The sequence below is a fragment of the Mesorhizobium sp. M1428 genome, from assembly GCF_040317515.1.
In the GTDB taxonomy this organism is placed as follows: Bacteria; Pseudomonadota; Alphaproteobacteria; order Rhizobiales; family Rhizobiaceae; genus Mesorhizobium.
Genome location: NZ_JAMYKT010000023.1, coordinates 69,025 through 85,923, shown reverse-complemented (window position 1 = coordinate 85,923; position 16,899 = coordinate 69,025). Strand labels below are relative to the sequence as shown.

The following is a 16,899-nucleotide window of genomic DNA, read 5'->3' as shown; positions in this document are numbered from 1 at the left end:
GCATGAACGTGCTCCTTGTCGAAACCCGCATGATCCGGACATGCGATTCGGGCTTTTTCGCAGCAAACATTACACCGAGGTCGGCAGGACAGAGGGGGGTGGGAAGGATCGCCGCCTTGGTCATGATTGTGAATGCTTCAAGCGGCGTTTCTCCGCCACGACGGCCAGCCCTTCGACCGGTTGGCGGCGATCCTGCCGGATAATGGTTGGCTGCAGCGACAGGACCGAAAAGCCGTTGGCGTCCAGAACCCGCTCTACATAGCTTTGCGAATGCGCGTAGCGGCGTGACGGCTGCAGGGCGAAGCCGATGCTGCCGGACGATTCGCCGCCGGGGAGCGTCTCGACGGAGAACGCAAACAGACCGCCGCCGGCAAGCATTCCGGCAATCTTGTTCACCAGCCTGTCGAGTGCGCCGACATAGATGAACACATCGGCCGCCGTCACCAGATCGGCTTTCGGGCCGGAATAGCAAAACTCCTGCAGGTCCGCCTTGACGAGCAGATCGTAGACGCCTTTGGCGCGCGCCTGCCTCAGCATGCCGGCCGAGATATCGTAGCCCTCCAGCCGATCGGCGATCGGCCGCAGCCTCTGGCCCATGAGGCCAGTGCCACAGCCGAGATCGAGCACCAGCGAAAACCGGCCCGGCCGTGCTGCCCGGATGGAGCGGTCAAGGCATTCGGGGAGACGATAGCCGAGCCTGTCGACCAGCTCAGCCTCGAAGCTCTTGGCATAGTGGTCGTACAGCGTCTCGACAAAGGCGCTGGGCGGCGCCGGAGCCGCCGCTGCCCTGCCGATCAATTGCAGCTTGAGCGCCGCGCCGAGCCTGTCCGCCGGGTCGAGCCGCAGTGCCGTCGCCCAGGCCTGCGCGGCGAGATCGGGCGCGCTCGCTGCTTCCTGCATCTCGCCGAGGCGGAACCAGCCGGCCGCCCAGTGCGGCGCCAGTTCGAGCGCGCCGAGCAGCAATTCCGCCGCTGCCGCATGATCGCCGGATGCATAGAGCATTTCGGCATAGTCGGCGCGGCGGTCGGCGGTCAAATCGCCGGACGAGGTCTGGAGCGGTTTCATGTGGTCGGGTTCCGCCGGGTGTTTGCAGCCGGCTTGCGCTCTATGCTGGAGTCAGCAGTGACTTACAACAGGCTTCCCGCGCCGGAATTAGCGCCTATCTTGGGGCTATGCGCGCCAGCGACCTGCTTCATCCCCGGCCGGAAGGGCTGTATTGCCGGCCCGGCGATTTCTTCATCGACCCGGTGCGGCCGGTCAACCGGGCCCTGATCACACATGGCCATTCCGACCATGCCCGCTCCGGCCACCGCTCGGTGATGGCGACGCAGCAGACGCTCGATATTATGGCGCTGCGTTACGGCGAAGGTTTTGCCGGAACGACGCAAGCTGCCGTGCTCGGCGAGACGATTGCGCTTGGCGGTGTGGCCGTCAGCTTTCACCCGGCCGGCCATGTGCTGGGCTCGGCGCAGATCAAGGTCGCGCATCAGGGCACATGCATTGTCGCGTCCGGCGACTATAAACGCCAGAAGGATGCGACCTGCGAGCCGTTCGAGCCGCTCAAATGCGACGTCTTCATCACTGAGGCGACGTTCGGCCTGCCGGTGTTCCGCCATCCGCCCGATAGCGAAGAGATCGCCCGGCTGCTGAGATCGACCGAGCAGTTTCCCGAGCGCACGCATCTGGTCGGCGCCTATGCGCTCGGCAAGGCGCAGCGCGTCATGCGCCTGCTGCGCGATGCCGGCTACGAAAAGCCGATCTACATCCATGGTGCGCTGGCCAAGCTCAGCGAATATTACCAGAGCCAGAATATCGATCTCGGCACATTGGAACCGGCGACCGTCGAGACCGGCCAAAAAAGCGACTTTGCTGGCGCCATCGTCGTCGGCCCGCCATCCGCCTTCGCCGATCGCTGGGCGCGGCGTTTTCCCGATCCGATGTCGTGCTTCGCCTCAGGCTGGATGCGCATCCGCCAGCGCGCCAAGCAGGGCGGCGTCGAGCTGCCGCTGATCATCTCCGATCACTCCGACTGGGACGAGCTGACGGCGACCATCCAGGAGACCGGCGCCGAGGAAATCTGGGTGACGCACGGCCGCGAGGAGGCGCTGGTGCGCTGGTGCGAACTCGAAGGCATTGCCGCCAAGCCACTGCATCTGGTTGGCTATGAGGACGAGGGCGATTGATGGTGGAAATCGCCGGTATAGCGTTCTGTCGCGCCCCCCTCTGGCCTGCCGGCCATCTCCCCCGCAAGGGGGGAGAATGGCTGCTTCGGCGCCGCGCTCGTTCCCTCAACGCTGGAGATTGGCGAAACCAGTCGCGACATCCGATCTCCCCCCTTGCGGGGGAGATGGCCGGCAGGCCAGAGGGGGGCGCGAAGGATCGCAAGCTTCCCCCGTTGGCGCTCCTCCCATGAACCGCTTCGCCGAGCTCCTCGATCGCCTCGTCCTGACGCCGTCGCGCAATGGCAAGCTGACGCTTTTGACCGACTATTTCCGCAGCGTCGAGGATCCGGACCGCGGGCTGGCGCTGGCGGCCATCACCGGCGATCTGTCCATCGCCGCGGTCAAGCCGGCGATGCTGCGCACGCTGGTCGTCGAGCGCATGGATCCCGTGTTGTTCGGCTATTCCTACGACTATGTCGGCGACCTGGCCGAGACCGTGTCGCTGGTCTGGCCGCAAGCGCCGGTCGATATTGCGAACCACGAGCCGACGCTGGCCGAGGTGGTGGCCAAGCTGCAGGCGGCGAGCCGTTCCGACGGGCCGCAGGTGCTGGCCCGGCTGCTCGACAGCGCCAGCACTTCGGCACGCTTTGCCATCATAAAGCTGGTCACCGGCGGCCTGCGCATCGGTGTCTCGGCGCGGCTTGCCAAGCAGGCGCTGGCCGATTTCGGCAAGGTCGATATCGCCGAGATCGAGGAACTCTGGCACGGGCTGACGCCGCCTTATACGGCGTTGTTCGCCTGGCTGGAGGGCAAGGCGGAAAAACCCAGGAAGACGGCGCTGGCGCTGTTCAGGCCGGTGATGCTGTCGAATGCCGTCGGTGACGGCGACCTCGAAAAGCTCGACCCGGCCGACTACGCGGCCGAATGGAAATGGGACGGCATCCGCGTCCAGGCGGTTTGCGAAGCCGGCATTCGCCGGCTCTATTCGCGCACCGGTGACGATGTCTCCGGCGCCTTTCCGGATCTTGCCGAGGCGATGGATTTTTCCGGCGCCCTCGACGGCGAGCTTCTGGTCGGTGACCCCAGGCAGGCGACGGGCACGTTCTCGGACCTGCAGCAGCGGCTGAACCGCAAGAGCGTGTCACCCAAAATCCAGCAGCAATACCCCGCCTTCATGCGCTGCTACGATGCGCTGCAGATTGGTGACGAGGATGTGCGCGGACTTCCGTTCCGCGAACGGCGCGGCCGGCTCGAGGCCTTCGTGAGGACACTCGATCCGAGCCGCTTCGATCTGTCGCCGCTGGTCGAATTCACCAACTGGCAGGCGCTGGAGGAATTGCGCCGCAAGCCGCTGCATCCGGTCATCGAAGGCGTCATGCTGAAGCGCTGGGATTCGCCTTATGTGGCCGGGCGGCCGAAGGGCCCGTGGTTCAAATGGAAGCGCGATCCGCACACCGTCGACGCCGTGCTGATGTATGCCCAGCGCGGCCACGGCAAGCGCTCGAGCTTCTATTCCGATTACACATTCGGCGTCTGGTCCGGGCCGGAAGGATCGGAGGAGCTGGTGCCGGTGGGAAAGGCCTATTTCGGCTTCACCGACGAGGAACTGAGGCAGATCGACAAATATGTCCGCGACAACACGATCGAGCGCTTCGGCCCGGTGCGCTCGGTACGGGCCGACCGCAGACAGGGCCTGGTGCTCGAGGTGGCGTTCGAAGGGCTCAACCGCTCGACGCGCCACAAATCCGGCGTCGCCATGCGCTTTCCGCGCATTTCGCGGTTGCGCTGGGACAAGCCGACGGCCGAAGCCGATAGCATCGAGACGCTGCAGGCGCTGCTGGATAGTTAGGGAACGACTGAAACGCGGATCTCGTAGATGTCGACCGACTTGCCCTGCTTGTCGAAGTCGGAATTGATGGCGATGGTGCCGGCAGCACCCGGACGCTTGTCGGGAAAGCGCACGTCGAACAGATATTCATTGCGCTCGCGACCGACCGCATAGCGCTTGCGGCCGCAGTCGCCGAGTTCACCGAAATTACAATCGACGGAAATCTGCGTCTCTTGCCCCTCCTCGGAGCGCGCGATGATGTCGAATGTGGCATGCTTGCCGGCGAGTTTTTCCAGCACGCCTTGCCCGACGTCGAAGCTGATGGCCGAGCCGGATGCACCCGAGCGGATGCGCAGGAAGGAACCGCTTTCGTCCTGGATAACATCGGCCTTGGCGTCCGACGGTGCATTGACCTGCGTCGGGTCACCCGGCGAAAAGACGTTGATCCAGGCGCGCGCCTGGTCCTGCTCGCCCTGCTTCGGCGGCGAAGCGGTGTCGTCCGGCGTGAAATCATCGCCGTCGACCGTTGGCGGCGCTTCCGGCGGCGCCGTGTCGAGCTCGGTCGCCGATTTGAAGACGCCGGTCTGGTTGGCGAAATAAAGGCCGATGCCGGCGGCTGCGAGCAGCGTCACACCGAAGAAGATTGCGGTCAAAGGCAGGCGTCGCCGCCTCGCCCGCCGGTCGTCGCGGTCGGGCGCCACTTCCGCGTCGTCGATTTCGGCTTCGGTCGGAACCGAGGCCCCCATGTCGATCACCGGCGCCTCGGGAACAGGCGCATCGGGCATGATGTCGGGGACGACCGGCAGGACGCGCGACCGGGGCGCATCGGATTCTGGCGGCTGCGCCGGACCATCAACTACGATGTCGGGCGACGGCGCGGGCTCGGCTTCGGTTTCAGCCGGAGGCTCCACCTCCGGTGCTGCCTCCAAACTGTCGGTCGGCGCGGCGACGTCGGCAACTGCCGGCAGGAATTCCGATTCGATTTCGGTGATCTTCGCCTGGACCGCCTTACGGCGCTTGATGGCGACCTCCACGGTGACGTTTGGATTGGCCTGAAGGGCACGGTCGAGTGCCGCGAAAGCCGATCGATAGACCCGCTCGCGAAACGCCCGGTCGTCGGCATTGCCTTTCTCGAAGGCATTGCGGATCGCTTTTTCGATCGCGTCCAAGCGAATTCCCTCTGCAATTTCACTCACATTGTCATGATCGTTAGCCGCAGGCGACCAATCAATCAACAAGCGAGCGGCCGCATTCTGCCTTGCCGAGGGGTACAAAACCGATTTCGGCGGTTTTCGGTAAAGGAATCAACATTTTTCGCTGATTTTCCCGTCACGGCGCTAACGTGGCGGTCGCGCGGTCTGCCGATGCGGCGTCACGCGGCCTATGGCGGATCGGATCAGCGGCTGCCCTTGCGCCCGAATGGAGGCGGCACGAATTACCTCGTCCTGAAATCGCGGCTGCCATCTTGAATTCGCGGCCGGTTGCGTCTATCACGCAGCCCATCTTGGAAGCTCGGCTTCCCGGGCCGCTTTAGCTCAGTTGGTAGAGCACATCATTCGTAATGATGGGGTCGCGTGTTCGAGTCACGCAAGCGGCACCAAAAACATCCAACAATATCAGTGATTTGAGGCAGTTTTACGCTGCAAGCCGTTCTCATCCTAGCAGCCATAGGCCACAGATAGCCACACAGAGCACCCCGCTTTTTTCGTTACGTTTGCCGAACCGGCTGCTGCCGGGACTCGCTCATCAGCGTTTCGCAACTAAGGATGAGTTGACGCCCGTACTGATTGGACGCCTCCATGACCGCCTTCTTGCCCACGCAAGATTGGGGCAAGCGCCGGAAACCCGGCCCCAGTCCGCCCCAGCCACCCACGACGAAGGCGACAGGCCACGTGAGCACCAAGGCTCCCATCCACGCCAGTCCTACGATCTCTGACGGAGCGGGTTTGAGTGCAGAACGTTCAGAACCGGTCGAGAGCAGGACCCGTTCAACGCCGCATGCGCCGAACAATTGTTATGACCACAATTGCAAAAATCAGCCCAAGCGTGAACAACGGTGCAACATCGAATAATATTCGAAGGCCACCCGCCATCTCGCTCGATCCTCTCGTTTGCCGGAGCTAGTCGATTGACCCTCAATATTCCACCCTCGACAGCAACACGCTCGTTTCACATGGCCGCGACGATTTGGCAAATCACCCCTCGGAGGCGGGCGTTATTTGGTCCCGGAGCCGATATGTTTGCTGCTGCCATAGGCATGAAGACTACAAAACAGCCAGACAACCAAGGCGGCGGCAAGACCTAGCGAAGCGGGCTGGATAGCCTCACTTCCGTGATGATAGCGTGAAAGAAACGCGTTCCATCGATCCAGCCCAAAGCCCATCTCATCGTCGGCCGTTCCGGCCTCACGTTCAACAGGGGGAGAAAATCATGGAAGAGGAGGACGATGTCCTAAGCGACCTGAGCTATGTCGCCGAAAATTTCGATGATGTGGCGAAGGAAACGGTCGTCCTGGTGCGGGAGGCTGCGATCGCCGAGATCATCGGCCTCAGAATTGCCCTGCGGACTGCCGCGCCGAAGGCGACATGGACGACAGACTGAGTTGCAGCCGGGTTTAACGAGCGCCTTAGCTCGGCGAGGTGTCGCCCAGCGACGCCACCGTCTTCAGCGCGCCGTCGAGCATGTCGCCCTTCTCGTCCTTCAGTGCCGCTTCGCGCAGGCGCCGGATCCAGTCGGCGGCGTCCGGGCAGCCCCTGACCAGGTCGAGCGCCGACAGCACGCGATCGAACTTGGATTGCGCGCGGGCATGGGTGTCGCTGTAGCCCTTGATCAGCCGGCGGCAATTGAGGATCTCGACGGCCAGTGCGTAGTCTTGCCGGACATGGCCAAGCGCCAGCGCATACCAGCGCTCGATATGCGCGGTCTCGACCTTGTGGCGCAGCAGGCGGCGGCGCCAGCGGCGCAGGCCGCCGATAAACCACAATGCGGCAAAGCCGGCAAAGCTGTCGGTCCGGATATGGCGGCCGCGGTTGATGCGGCGGTCGAGGAAGGCGGCGAGCTTCGGCCGGTCCTCGATGTAGCTGCCGAGCCCGGCTGGCAGCGTGCCGCAGAATTCCTCGATGCGCGGATGGAAATATTCGGTCACCTGCAGCACCGAGCCGTCCTTGACGCCGACCTCGCGGCGTACGCGTCGGTTGCGGCTAGAGCGCGTCTTCAGGTCGGCGACGCGGATCATGTCGTCGTAGCACATGGCATTGGCGAGGTGCTTGGCGGCGGCGATCGACAGCGCGTAGGCGTGTTCGGCATTGTCCAGAGCGACGGCCCGGTCGAGCCTGTCGAGATATTCGCCGCCATAAGCGATGTCCTGATAGTCGACGACTTTTTTCAGGCCGCGAAGCGCCATGTCGCGCGCGGGTACAGGCAGCGTGGTGACGCGCGCCGCGAGTTGTCGCCAGCCACTCAACAGGCTTTCCGGACCGCTGACTTCTGTCGCCGCGCCCGAGCCGGTTTCAGCGGCCGCCGGTCCTGCAGTCTTGTCGCCCGAAGGCGCACTCGCGATGCCGCGCGCCCGATCATAGGCGGCGCCGAAGGCGGCGAGGCTGGCCTTCACACCGCGGCCGCCGGCACTGACCGCCTGCTCGTAGCTCTCGCGTGTGAACGGCAAGGCATCGGAGCCAGCGAGCGCGCCGAGCAGGCTGGCCGAGATCATCGAGCCGTTGTCGGCGGCGATCTTCTCCATGTCGAAGGCGATGAAGCGCTTGGCCGCTGCCTCCGCCGTGGCGTGCACCTTGGAGGACGAGGCGCGGCCATCGCCGGGCTCGATCTTCTCCGAGACCGCTGCGATGCGGTGCGACGAGGCGATCAGCGTCGTGCGCTCGGGCGTGACGAAGCCGCGGATGATGGCGCGGCCGGCCTCCATCAGTTCGGCGGCAATCAGGATGTCGACGTCGCCCTGCGACGGCGACAGCGCGAAGACTGGCAGCCGGCCGGTGTCGCGGCACATCTCGACGTAATAGATGGTGGCGCCGGTGCGCTGGGCGACACCGGCGACCGAGGTCGATTGCGCGACGTAACCGTTGCGCTCGGCGACATCGGTGATCCAGTCGGCCAGCACGCCGCCGCCCTGGCCGCCGACCGCCAGCACGGCGAGCTTGATGACGGGCTCGTCTTCAGTGGGGCCCGCCTTCGGGCGCAATGGCGAAGCGTTATCAAGCATCGGCGAAGGTCAGGCGCCGGCTCTCGCGACGACGCTGCAACAGGCTGATGGTGGCGCGGCGGGCGGCTTCGAGAAAGCGATCCCAGCGGCTGGGATTATGGACGACGTCGGCGCGGTAGAAGGACGGGCAAAGCACCGCCGCATCGGCCACCTCGCCGCAATTGCCGCAGCCGACGCAACTCTGGTCGATATGCGCCACCGGATCGTCGCGCAGCGGATCGTCGAGCGACTTTACCGACAGCGACGGGCAGCCGGACAGCCGCATGCAGGCGTGGTCGCCGGTGCAGATGTCCTCGTCGATGCCGAATTTCGGCTTGACGATGCGCTCGCCGTCCTTGATCGCCTTGTCGACCAGCGGCTTTTCGCGGCGCTGCCGGTTGAGCATGCATTCGGACGAGGCGACAATGACTTTCGGGCCCTTTTCGTCCGTCGTCAGCGCCTCGCGCAGCGTGTCCTGCATTTTGGTTACGTCGTAGGTGCGGTCGATGTGGCGCAGCCATTTGACGCCCATGCCTTTCACCGCCTCGGTGATCGGATGCTTGGTCGACTTGGTCTTGTTGCCGGCGCGGGACGACAGGATATCCTGCCCTCCGGTCGCGGCCGAATAGAAGTTGTCAACAATGACGATGACGCCGTCGTTCTTATTAAAGACCGCATTGCCGACCGAGGAGGTCAGGCCGTTGTGCCAGAAGCCGCCGTCGCCGACGAAGGAGATTGAGCGGCGCTTGGCATCGGGCGAATTGAACGCCGAGGCCGAGGCCGGCCCCAGCCCGTAGCCCATGGTGGTGGCGCCGAGCTCGAAAGGCGGCATGATCGAGAACAAATGACAGCCAATGTCGGAAGCGATGTGGTGCTTGCCCAACTCCTGCTCGACCAGCTTGGTGGCGGCGAAGATCGGCCGCTCCGGGCAGCCGACGCAGAAGCCGGGCGGGCGGCCCGGGACGACGTTGATCAGGTCGGCGGTATCGAGCCCGTCGCCGATCTTGTTCGGCGCGCGGACCTCGCTTGGCAGCAGATGCGGGATGGTGGCGCGCAGGAACGATCCGATGCCGTCGAGCATCACCTGGCCGGTGTATTCGCCGGCCATAGGCAGATGTTCCTTGCCGACGAGCTTGGTGCCGCGCCCGGCCTTGTGCAGCATCGCGGCGAAGGCCTGCTCGATGTAGTTGGGCTGGCCTTCCTCGACGACGAGCACGGCGTCCTTGCCTTCGCAGAAGGACAGGAATTCGTCATCGACCAGCGGGTATACGGCGTTGAGCACATAAAGCGGCACGTCGGTGTCGCCATAGGTGTCGGCGAGGCCGAGCCGCTGCAGCGCCCGGATGACCGAATTGTACATGCCGCCCTGCATGACGATGCCGACCGAGCCGTGTTCCGGGCCGAAAAACTCGTTGATCTTGTTGGTGCGGATAAAATCCACCGCCGCCGGCCAGCGTTTCTGCACCTTTTCCTTCTCGTGCAGGAAGGACGCTGGCGGCAGCACGATGCGGCCGGTGTCGCGGCGCGGCGCCTCGAGCGCATCGGCGACCGTCATTGCCGGGCGCTTGTTGTCCTTGGCAATGAAATGGCCGTGGACATGGCAGCAGCGGATGCGGACCTGCAGCATGACCGGCGTGTTGGAAACCTCGGACAGCTCGAAGCCGTCCTCCACCGCCTTGACGATCGACGGCAGGTTCGGTCGCGGGTCGAGCAGCCAGACCTGGCTCTTCATGGCAAAGGCGTGGCTGCGCTCCTGCATGATCGAGGAGCCTTCGCCGTAATCCTCGCCGACGATGATCAATGCACCGCCGGTGACGCCGCCGGAAGCGAGATTGGCGAGCGCGTCGGAGGCGACATTGGTGCCGACCGTCGACTTGAAGGTCGCCGCACCGCGGATCGGATAATGCACCGACGCGGCCAGCATCGCGGTGGCGGTCGCTTCGGAGGCGCTCGCCTCGAAATGCACGCCGAGCTCGCCCAGGATGTCCTGCGCGTCGGCCAGCACGTCCATCAAATGGCTGATCGGGGCACCTTGATAGCCGCCGACATAGCCGACGCCGCATTGCAGCAGCGCCTTGGTGATGGCGAGAATGCCCTCGCCGGAAAATTCCTCGCCGGCGCCGAGCCTGAGCTTTTCGACTTCCTTGGCAAAAGACCGTTCGGCCATTTTGGGCTCCTTCCGTTACCGCCCCGATGGCGGCGCGTAAGATCGTCAGATGTCGTGCTTGCGAATGTTCTTCAGCATCTTCTGCAATGTCGCGACCAGCGCCGCGTACTCTGCGTCATCGACATCGTCGAACATTGCCTCGAAAGCGTCGTGCATGGCCGGCCAGGCGCGCGCGAATTCGGCGCGGCCATCGTCGGTCAGGAACACATGGCGGATACGGCTGTCGGTGACGCCCTGCTCGCGCCGCACCAGCCCCTGCCCTTCCAGCGTGTCGAGCGTGCGGCTCAAGGTCGACTGTTCGATCACGGTATAGACTGAGAGGTCGTTGACGGTGACGCCGTCGGTGACCGACAGCACGGCCAAGGTGCGGACCTGCGGAATGGTCAGGCCCTGCTTGCGGAAATTGTCGCGCAAGGTGGCGTTGTAGCGGCCCATGATGCGGTTCATCAGATAGGGCGCGAACTGCTGCAGGCCGATCTGGCCCAAAGTCGAGATGCGCTGGCGCTTTTCAACCTTCTGTTCCATCACAGCCTCCCCGCCAGGAGAAAGCCGGAGCCGCCGCCCAAGCCAGCGCCGGGATGGGTCGAGGCGCCGATGTGGTAGAGTCCCTTGACCCCGGTGTCGTGATTGCGGCTCGTCTTGAACGGCCGCCACAGGAACGACTGGTCGATGGTCGAGGAACCGCCATAGGGGTCTCCGCCAACCAGATTGATGTTCATCGCTTCCAGATCGGCCGGCGAATAGGCACGACGTGCGATGACGCTGTCCTTGAACCCGCCGATATGGCTGGCGAGGATCGCTTCGGCACGGTCGGCATAGGCTTCGCGCAATGGCTCGGTCCAGCGGCCGTCCGCCGGTGTCTGCAGTTTGCCGGCGGCATCGCCCTTGATATGCCGTGGCGCCTCGGGCAGTTGCAGCCACAGGATCGCCTTGCCGTCCGGGCAGCGTGATGGGTCGAGCGCGTGCGGTTGACCGACACAGATGGTCGGCACCTCAGGCAGCATGCCGCGCACCGCCTCGTTGCAGGCCTTCGACACGCCATCCAACCCGGGCGTCAGATGCAGCAGCGCGACCTTGTCCAGGCCCTCGCCGCGCCATGCCGGCGGTTTATCCAAGGCATAGTGGATCTGGAAATTGCCCTTGCCGTAGCGGTATTTTTGCGCTGCCTCGACGTCGGCTTTCGGCGCCGCGTCGCCGAGCAGCCGCTCGTAGAGCTGGGTCGGCGTGACCGAGCAAATAACGCTCTTGTTCGCGGTGACCGTTTCGCCCGAAGCCAGCCGCACGCCTGTGGCGCGGCCTTCGCTTTGGACGATAGCCGCGACGTCGGCGCCGGTGCGGATTTCGCCGCCACGTTCCCTGATCAGGGCTTCGAACGCGGACAAAAGGTTTTTCGCTCCGCCCTTGACGATCGGCGCGCCGGCCGCCTCAAGCGCGAAGGCGATGACCTTGGCGATCTGGCCGGAGAACGCGTCTTCAGGCCCGAGGCCGGCATGCAGCACCCAGGGCGCCCACAGCGCGCGCATGGTTTCCGACTGGTAGGTGCTTTCCAGCCAGCCGCGCGCCGGCACCAGCGCGCTGCCGAGAAAGGCGGCAAGGCCGCGCGGGCCGCGTCGCCAGGCTTCGCCCGCCAGCAGCCTGGCCGTTGGGTAGGACCACAGGTTGCCACCGAGCAGTCCGAACAGCAGGCCGGCGTTGCGCTCGATCTCGCCGACATCGTTTGCGTGCCTGTCGCCGTCACCCGCGGCGATTGCATTGATCGCCGCTACATTGGCGGTACGGTCGGTGCGCAGGACGGCATGGCTGCCGTCCGGCCGCAGCACGCCGGTCGGCATGGAGGTGTCGCAAAACTCCAGGCCGTGCCGCGCCAGATCCTTGCCCAATGCCGCATAGGCCGGCGAGGTGATGAACAGGACGAAGGTCGTCGCCATCACGTCGTGGATGAAGCCGGGCGCGGTGATTTCCTCGGTGCGCACGCAGCCGCCGATGCGGTCGTTGCGCTCGAGCACCAGCACCTTCGCCCCCTTGCCGCCAAGCATCGCCGCGCAAACCAGCGCGTTGATGCCGCTGCCGACGATGATGTAATCGGGAGCGCTCATCGAGGGTTGCTCCCGGTGAGCGGAAGGTGGAATTCATTTGCGCGGGCTGGCGTTCCTGCGCGCCCCCCTCTGTCCTGCCGGACATCTCCCCCACTTGGGGGGAGATCGGCCGTCACCTTGGCCTTCGCCAATCTCCAATGCCGCAGGAATGAGCTAGGCACCAGAACTGCCAATCTCCCCACTCGTGGGGGAGATGTCCGGCAGGACAGAGGGGGGCGCCGTAGAGCCGCAGCCTTGCAGGACTGCCGCTCCCAACCCATCACCACAGCATTGCCTGCGCACATGATCTTCTCCCGAAGACCGCAGCTACCCTATTGCCTTGGCACCAATGCCAACGCGCGAATCGGGCTGCCGGTGCCGTGCTCGATCTTGAGCGGTGCCGCGATCAGGATCGCGCCTTTCGGCGGCAGCCGGTCGAGGTTGCAGAGGCTGGCGAGGCCGTAGCGGTTGGCCTTGTGCATCAGGCTATGTGCCGGGAATGGCGGCTCCATTCCCCCTGCTTTTCCAGCATCCGTGCCGATCGTCTCGCTGCCCCAGCCTTTGATGTCCTTGCCGATCAGATACTGGATGGCTTCCGCGGTCGGGCCAGGCGTGTGCGGGCCGGTCTCATTGGCGTTGAGGAACTCGGCTTCCGAGCCGTTGCGCTTATACCAGTCGGTGCGCATCACCACCCACTCGCCCGCGTTGATAGCGCCATGTTCGGCTTCCCATGCCTTGATGTGATCGACGGTGAGCAGGAAATCGTGATCGGCTGCCGCTTGCTTCGAACAGTCGATAACGTTGACCGGACCGACGAAGTTCTGCGCCGGAATGGTGTCGGTAGCACCGTCCGGATAATCCTTGCCGGTGATCCAGTGGTTGGGCGCGTCGAAATGCGTGCCCGAATGCTCGCCGAGCTTGAGCCAGTTCCACGCCCACCACGGGCCGTTCTTGTCATAGGCGGAGATGGCGTGGATCTCGATCTTCGGCGTGTCCACCGCGAGTTCCGGCGGCAGCTTGATCAGCGGCGTGTCCGGCCCGAGCGGCGCCGTCAGGTCGACCACCTGGATGGCGCCGGAAAGAAGCTGGCCGGCAACTTCGCCGAGGAGTTGTTGTGTGTCCATGGTCTCTGTTCCCTCTTTCTCGATGGTGCTGAAGGCTCTCGCGGCCCTTAATATCCTACTAGACGAAAACATATGCATCTGCAATTATCTTTAAGCATAAAGGAAATGGGACGGGGCGTGAGCGAGTTCGACGCCATATTTGTCGGGGCAGGCCACAACAGTCTGGCATGCGCCGCGCATCTGGCGCTCAAAGGTTGGAAAGCTGCGGTTTTCGAACGCAATGCAACGATCGGCGGCGCCGTCCAGACGCGCGAATTCACGCTGCCGGGCTTCCGGCACGATTTCGGTGCGATGAATGTGAGCCTGTTCGCTGGCTCGGGCTTCCACAAGAAATATGCAAATGAATTGAAAACCCACGGGCTGGAATTCGTGCCGGCGGCCGACTGTTTTGCCAGCGCCTTCCCCGACGGTCGCTGGTTCGGCGTCAGCAGCGACCTGGAAAAGACCGCCTCGCGCATGGCTGCCTTCTCCGCGACCGACGCAGCCACATGGCGTGGTCTGGTTGCGGCATTCCCCACGCAAGCCGAGCATCTGTTCCGGCTGCTGGGCTCGCCGATGAGCGGCCGAGCGCTCGCCGGCACCGCCTGGAACCTCTGGCGCAAGAAGGGTTTTGCCGGCGCGCTCGATACCGGGCGGTTGCTGCTTTCCTCACCCCGCGCGTGGCTCGAGGAGACTTTCCAGTCACCGCATGTCAGGGCGACGCTCGCCACCTGGGGCATGCACCTCGATTTCGCCCCGGACATTGCAGGCGGCGCGGTGTTCCCTTACCTCGAATCCATGGCCAACCAGTGCTTCGGCATGGTGCTCGGCAGAGGCGGCGCCGACACCATCATCCGCGCTTTGTCGGGCATGCTCACGGCCGCCGGCGGCAAGATCGTCACCGAGGCTGATGTAGCCGAGGTCACGGTTTCCGCCGGCAAGGCGACCGGCGTACGGCTCGCTTCCGGCGAGACCCACACCGCCACCAGGGCCGTCATCGCCGGTGTCGCGCCCAAGGCGCTGACCGGGAAACTTTTGCGTAATGGATCGGGCGATGCCGGCTTCGACACGGCTATGAAAAAATTCCGCCATGCGCCGGGGACGATGATGATCCATCTGGCGCTTGACGATCTGCCGGACTGGCGCGCGGGCGCCGAGCTTCGGCAGTTCGCCTATGTGCACCTTTCGCCGTCGCTCGATGCCATGTCGCGGACCTATCAACAGGCGATGTCCGGCATGCTGCCGGATGAACCGGTGCTGGTCGTCGGTCAGCCGACTGCGGTCGATCCCTCGCGTGCGCCGGACGGCAAGCATGTGCTCTGGGTGCAGGTGCGCATGCTGCCGGCCGAGATTGTGGGCGATGCGGCGGGCACGATCGCGGCGGCTCACTGGGACGAGGCTAGGGAGCACTACGCCGAGCGCGTCCTCGACATTATCGAGCGCTATGCGCCCGGCCTTCGCCGGAAGATCCTCGGCCGCGCCGTGTTCTCGCCCATCGACCTCGAACGCGAGAACCCGAACCTCGTCGGCGGCGACCAGATCTGCGGCAGCCATCATCTGGCGCAGAATTTCCTGTTCCGGCCGGCGCGCGGTTACGCCGGCTGGAACACGCCGGTCGGCAATCTGCACCTGACCGGGGCGGCAACATGGCCGGGCGCCGGCACCGGGGCGGCGTCGGGCTTCATGCTCGCGCAACAACTTGGCGGGAGGTAGGCTCCATTTTTCATCCAGGGTGAAGGAGGACAAGGCGCGGTTGCCCAAGGAGCCTGAACCCACCGATTGACAACGACACCGCGCATAAAAGCAACAGGGGAACGACCATGACCATCAACAGACGAGAATTGCTCGGATATGGCGCGGCCGCACTTGGCGCCACGGCGCTCGGCCTGCCGCAAATCGCCAAGGCTGCCGGCGAACTGACCATCGCCTACAATGTCAATCTGCCGTCCTGGGACCCGACCACCGGGCCTTCGGCGGTCAACCCGACCATCCAAGGTCTCTACCAATCGGTGTTCGACCAGTTCATCCCGCAGAAGCCGGATCTTTCTTTCGCGCCCGGCCTGCTCACCGAATGGGGCTGGAACGAGGATCGTAGCAAGATCATGATGACAGTGCGCGAGGGCGTGACCTGGCATGACGGCTCGCCATTTACGGCCGAAGACGTGGTCTGGTCGCTGCAGCGGGCGGGCGACGAAAAGACCGGCAACCCGATCCAGTTCGTCTGGAAGAACGTCAACAACTTCAAGATCGACGGCAACAAGATCACCGGCGACGTCGTGCAATTCGACCCGGTGTATTTCAAATGGATGTCGTTCCTCACCGGCTACATCATGCCGAAGGCCTATTACGAGAAGGTCGGCGCCGAAGGCTTCGAGAAAGCTCCGATCGGCACCGGGCCTTATATGGTCGACAAATTCGAGCGCAACGCCTTCCTGCGGCTTAAAGCCAACCCGAACTACTGGGGCGGCAAGCCGGCCTTCGAAAACGTGACCATCAAGTTCGTCACCGATGCCGCGAGCCGCGTCGCCGAGATCGAGTCCGGTTCCTCGCAGGTGACGCTGGAAATTCCTTACGAGGAATATGACCGCCTGATCGCCAAGGACGGACTTGCCGGCTCGTGCAAGAACGTTTCCGACATCGGCATGATCTTCTTCAACGACATCGACGTGATGCTGGACAAGAACGTCCGCCAGGCAGCGGTGATGGCGGTCGACAAAAAGCTTTTGGTCGATCGGTTGCTGCGCGGCTACGGCCAACCCATCGATACGCTGGAGACGCCGGAATACGCCGCCTACAATGCGTCGATCAAAGTCGAGCACAACCCGGAAAAGGCCAAGGAATTGCTGGCCGCATCCGGCTATTCGCCGGAAAAGCCGGTCAAATTCACGATACAGACGACCAAGGGCTTCAAGCCCAAGGACTACGAGATGATCCAGGCGATCGTCGGCATGTGGCGCAAGGTCGGTATCGAGGCGACGATCGAGGTGTACGAGATCGCCAAGCACTACGAGTTGCGCGCCGCCGACAAGCTGGCGCCGGCGGCCTTCTACAATTGGGGCAATGCCATCGGCGATCCCACGACGTCGACCGGCTTCGCCATGTATGGACCAAGCCCGCATTCGGTATGGGACAGTCAGGACCTGATCGACATGATCAATCCGCTATGGGGTGAGAAGGACGAGGCCAAGCGCATCGCCGGCTGGAAGGCCGTCGACAAATACATCGCCGAACAGGCCTATGTGCTGCCGCTGATCCAGTATGCGCAGCCGATCGTGCATGCCAAGGGCGTCAACGTCGTGCAGCATGTGTCGGGCGCACTTCTGCCGGCGCTGATGAGCCCGGCCTGAGATCGGCGCGAGGAGGCCCGCG

12 protein-coding genes and 1 tRNA gene are annotated in these 16,899 nt (G+C 64.2%); 6 read left to right on the top strand and 7 right to left on the bottom strand.

What is annotated here, in order from left to right:
• Positions 1-120: 120 nt before the first annotated feature.
• Positions 121-1,065, bottom strand: coding sequence for a methyltransferase domain-containing protein (locus NKG60_RS25445; protein ID WP_352975881.1), 945 nt, complete (start codon positions 1,063-1,065; stop codon positions 121-123).
• Positions 1,066-1,172: 107 nt separating this feature from the next.
• Between NKG60_RS25445 and NKG60_RS25440 the strand changes: the two genes are divergently transcribed.
• Positions 1,173-2,183, top strand: a complete 1,011-nt coding sequence (locus NKG60_RS25440; RefSeq protein ID WP_352975880.1) for a ligase-associated DNA damage response exonuclease — start codon at positions 1,173-1,175, stop codon at positions 2,181-2,183.
• Between the two features lie 226 nt (positions 2,184-2,409).
• Positions 2,410-4,011: a cisplatin damage response ATP-dependent DNA ligase gene (locus NKG60_RS25435; protein WP_352866942.1), complete on the top strand. Its 1,602-nt coding sequence runs from the start codon at positions 2,410-2,412 to the stop codon at positions 4,009-4,011.
• Here NKG60_RS25435 and NKG60_RS25430 read toward each other — a convergent pair.
• Positions 4,008-5,159 carry a hypothetical protein gene (locus tag NKG60_RS25430; RefSeq protein WP_352866940.1) on the bottom strand — a complete coding sequence of 384 codons (1,152 nt, stop codon included), beginning with the start codon at positions 5,157-5,159 and terminating at the stop codon, positions 4,008-4,010. The two genes, NKG60_RS25435 and NKG60_RS25430, sit on opposite strands and share 4 nt — an antisense overlap.
• Before the next feature lie 355 nt (positions 5,160-5,514).
• Between NKG60_RS25430 and NKG60_RS25425 the strand changes: the two genes are divergently transcribed.
• Both NKG60_RS25425 and NKG60_RS25420 read left to right on the top strand, forming a co-directional pair.
• Positions 5,515-5,590: transfer RNA gene (locus NKG60_RS25425), tRNA-Thr, on the top strand.
• Between the two features lie 830 nt (positions 5,591-6,420).
• A complete protein-coding gene (locus NKG60_RS25420) occupies positions 6,421-6,591 on the top strand; it encodes a hypothetical protein (RefSeq protein WP_352866937.1) in 171 nt (56 codons plus the stop codon).
• A gap of 25 nt (positions 6,592-6,616) precedes the next feature.
• Here the strand turns inward: NKG60_RS25420 and NKG60_RS25415 are convergent, their stop codons facing one another.
• The 5 genes from NKG60_RS25415 to NKG60_RS25395 all read right to left on the bottom strand — a co-directional run bounded on the left by NKG60_RS25415 (position 6,617) and on the right by NKG60_RS25395 (position 13,551).
• Entirely contained in the window at positions 6,617-8,206 is a 1,590-nt protein-coding gene (locus NKG60_RS25415) for an indolepyruvate oxidoreductase subunit beta family protein (protein WP_352866936.1), read from the bottom strand.
• Positions 8,199-10,352 carry a thiamine pyrophosphate-dependent enzyme gene (locus NKG60_RS25410; RefSeq protein ID WP_352665333.1) on the bottom strand — a complete coding sequence of 718 codons (2,154 nt, stop codon included), beginning with the start codon at positions 10,350-10,352 and terminating at the stop codon, positions 8,199-8,201. Before NKG60_RS25410 ends, NKG60_RS25415 begins: the two co-directional genes overlap by 8 nt.
• A 45-nt stretch (positions 10,353-10,397) precedes the next feature.
• Complete coding sequence (locus NKG60_RS25405; protein ID WP_352665334.1) at positions 10,398-10,877, bottom strand: MarR family winged helix-turn-helix transcriptional regulator; 480 nt, start codon at positions 10,875-10,877, stop codon at positions 10,398-10,400.
• On the bottom strand, positions 10,877-12,448 hold the full coding sequence (locus tag NKG60_RS25400) for a phytoene desaturase family protein (RefSeq protein ID WP_352975877.1): 1,572 nt from the start codon (positions 12,446-12,448) through the stop codon (positions 10,877-10,879). Before NKG60_RS25400 ends, NKG60_RS25405 begins: the two co-directional genes overlap by 1 nt.
• A 311-nt stretch (positions 12,449-12,759) precedes the next feature.
• Positions 12,760-13,551 (bottom strand): cyclase family protein, encoded by a 792-nt coding sequence (locus NKG60_RS25395; RefSeq protein ID WP_292655997.1) that lies wholly within the window; start codon positions 13,549-13,551, stop codon positions 12,760-12,762.
• Positions 13,552-13,668: 117 nt separating this feature from the next.
• Here NKG60_RS25395 and NKG60_RS25390 point away from each other — a divergent pair, with 117 nt between their 5' ends.
• Positions 13,669-15,243 carry a phytoene desaturase family protein gene (locus tag NKG60_RS25390; protein ID WP_352866932.1) on the top strand — a complete coding sequence of 525 codons (1,575 nt, stop codon included), beginning with the start codon at positions 13,669-13,671 and terminating at the stop codon, positions 15,241-15,243.
• Positions 15,244-15,350: 107 nt separating this feature from the next.
• Positions 15,351-16,877, top strand: a complete 1,527-nt coding sequence (locus NKG60_RS25385; protein ID WP_352975875.1) for an ABC transporter substrate-binding protein — start codon at positions 15,351-15,353, stop codon at positions 16,875-16,877.
• The last annotated feature ends 22 nt before the right edge of the window (positions 16,878-16,899 follow it).

What these genes read in the sequence shown, in the direction of transcription:
- NKG60_RS25445 (WP_352975881.1), bottom strand. Translation starts at nt 1,065, where the DNA reads ATGAAACCGCTCCAGACCTCGTCCGGCGATTTGACCGCCGACCGCCGC.
- NKG60_RS25440 (WP_352975880.1), top strand. Translation starts at nt 1,173, where the DNA reads ATGCGCGCCAGCGACCTGCTTCATCCCCGGCCGGAAGGGCTGTATTGC.
- NKG60_RS25435 (WP_352866942.1), top strand. Translation starts at nt 2,410, where the DNA reads ATGAACCGCTTCGCCGAGCTCCTCGATCGCCTCGTCCTGACGCCGTCG.
- NKG60_RS25420 (WP_352866937.1), top strand. Translation starts at nt 6,421, where the DNA reads ATGGAAGAGGAGGACGATGTCCTAAGCGACCTGAGCTATGTCGCCGAA.
- NKG60_RS25415 (WP_352866936.1), bottom strand. Translation starts at nt 8,206, where the DNA reads ATGCTTGATAACGCTTCGCCATTGCGCCCGAAGGCGGGCCCCACTGAA.
- NKG60_RS25410 (WP_352665333.1), bottom strand. Translation starts at nt 10,352, where the DNA reads ATGGCCGAACGGTCTTTTGCCAAGGAAGTCGAAAAGCTCAGGCTCGGC.
- NKG60_RS25405 (WP_352665334.1), bottom strand. Translation starts at nt 10,877, where the DNA reads ATGGAACAGAAGGTTGAAAAGCGCCAGCGCATCTCGACTTTGGGCCAG.
- NKG60_RS25400 (WP_352975877.1), bottom strand. Translation starts at nt 12,448, where the DNA reads ATGAGCGCTCCCGATTACATCATCGTCGGCAGCGGCATCAACGCGCTG.
- NKG60_RS25395 (WP_292655997.1), bottom strand. Translation starts at nt 13,551, where the DNA reads ATGGACACACAACAACTCCTCGGCGAAGTTGCCGGCCAGCTTCTTTCC.
- NKG60_RS25385 (WP_352975875.1), top strand. Translation starts at nt 15,351, where the DNA reads ATGACCATCAACAGACGAGAATTGCTCGGATATGGCGCGGCCGCACTT.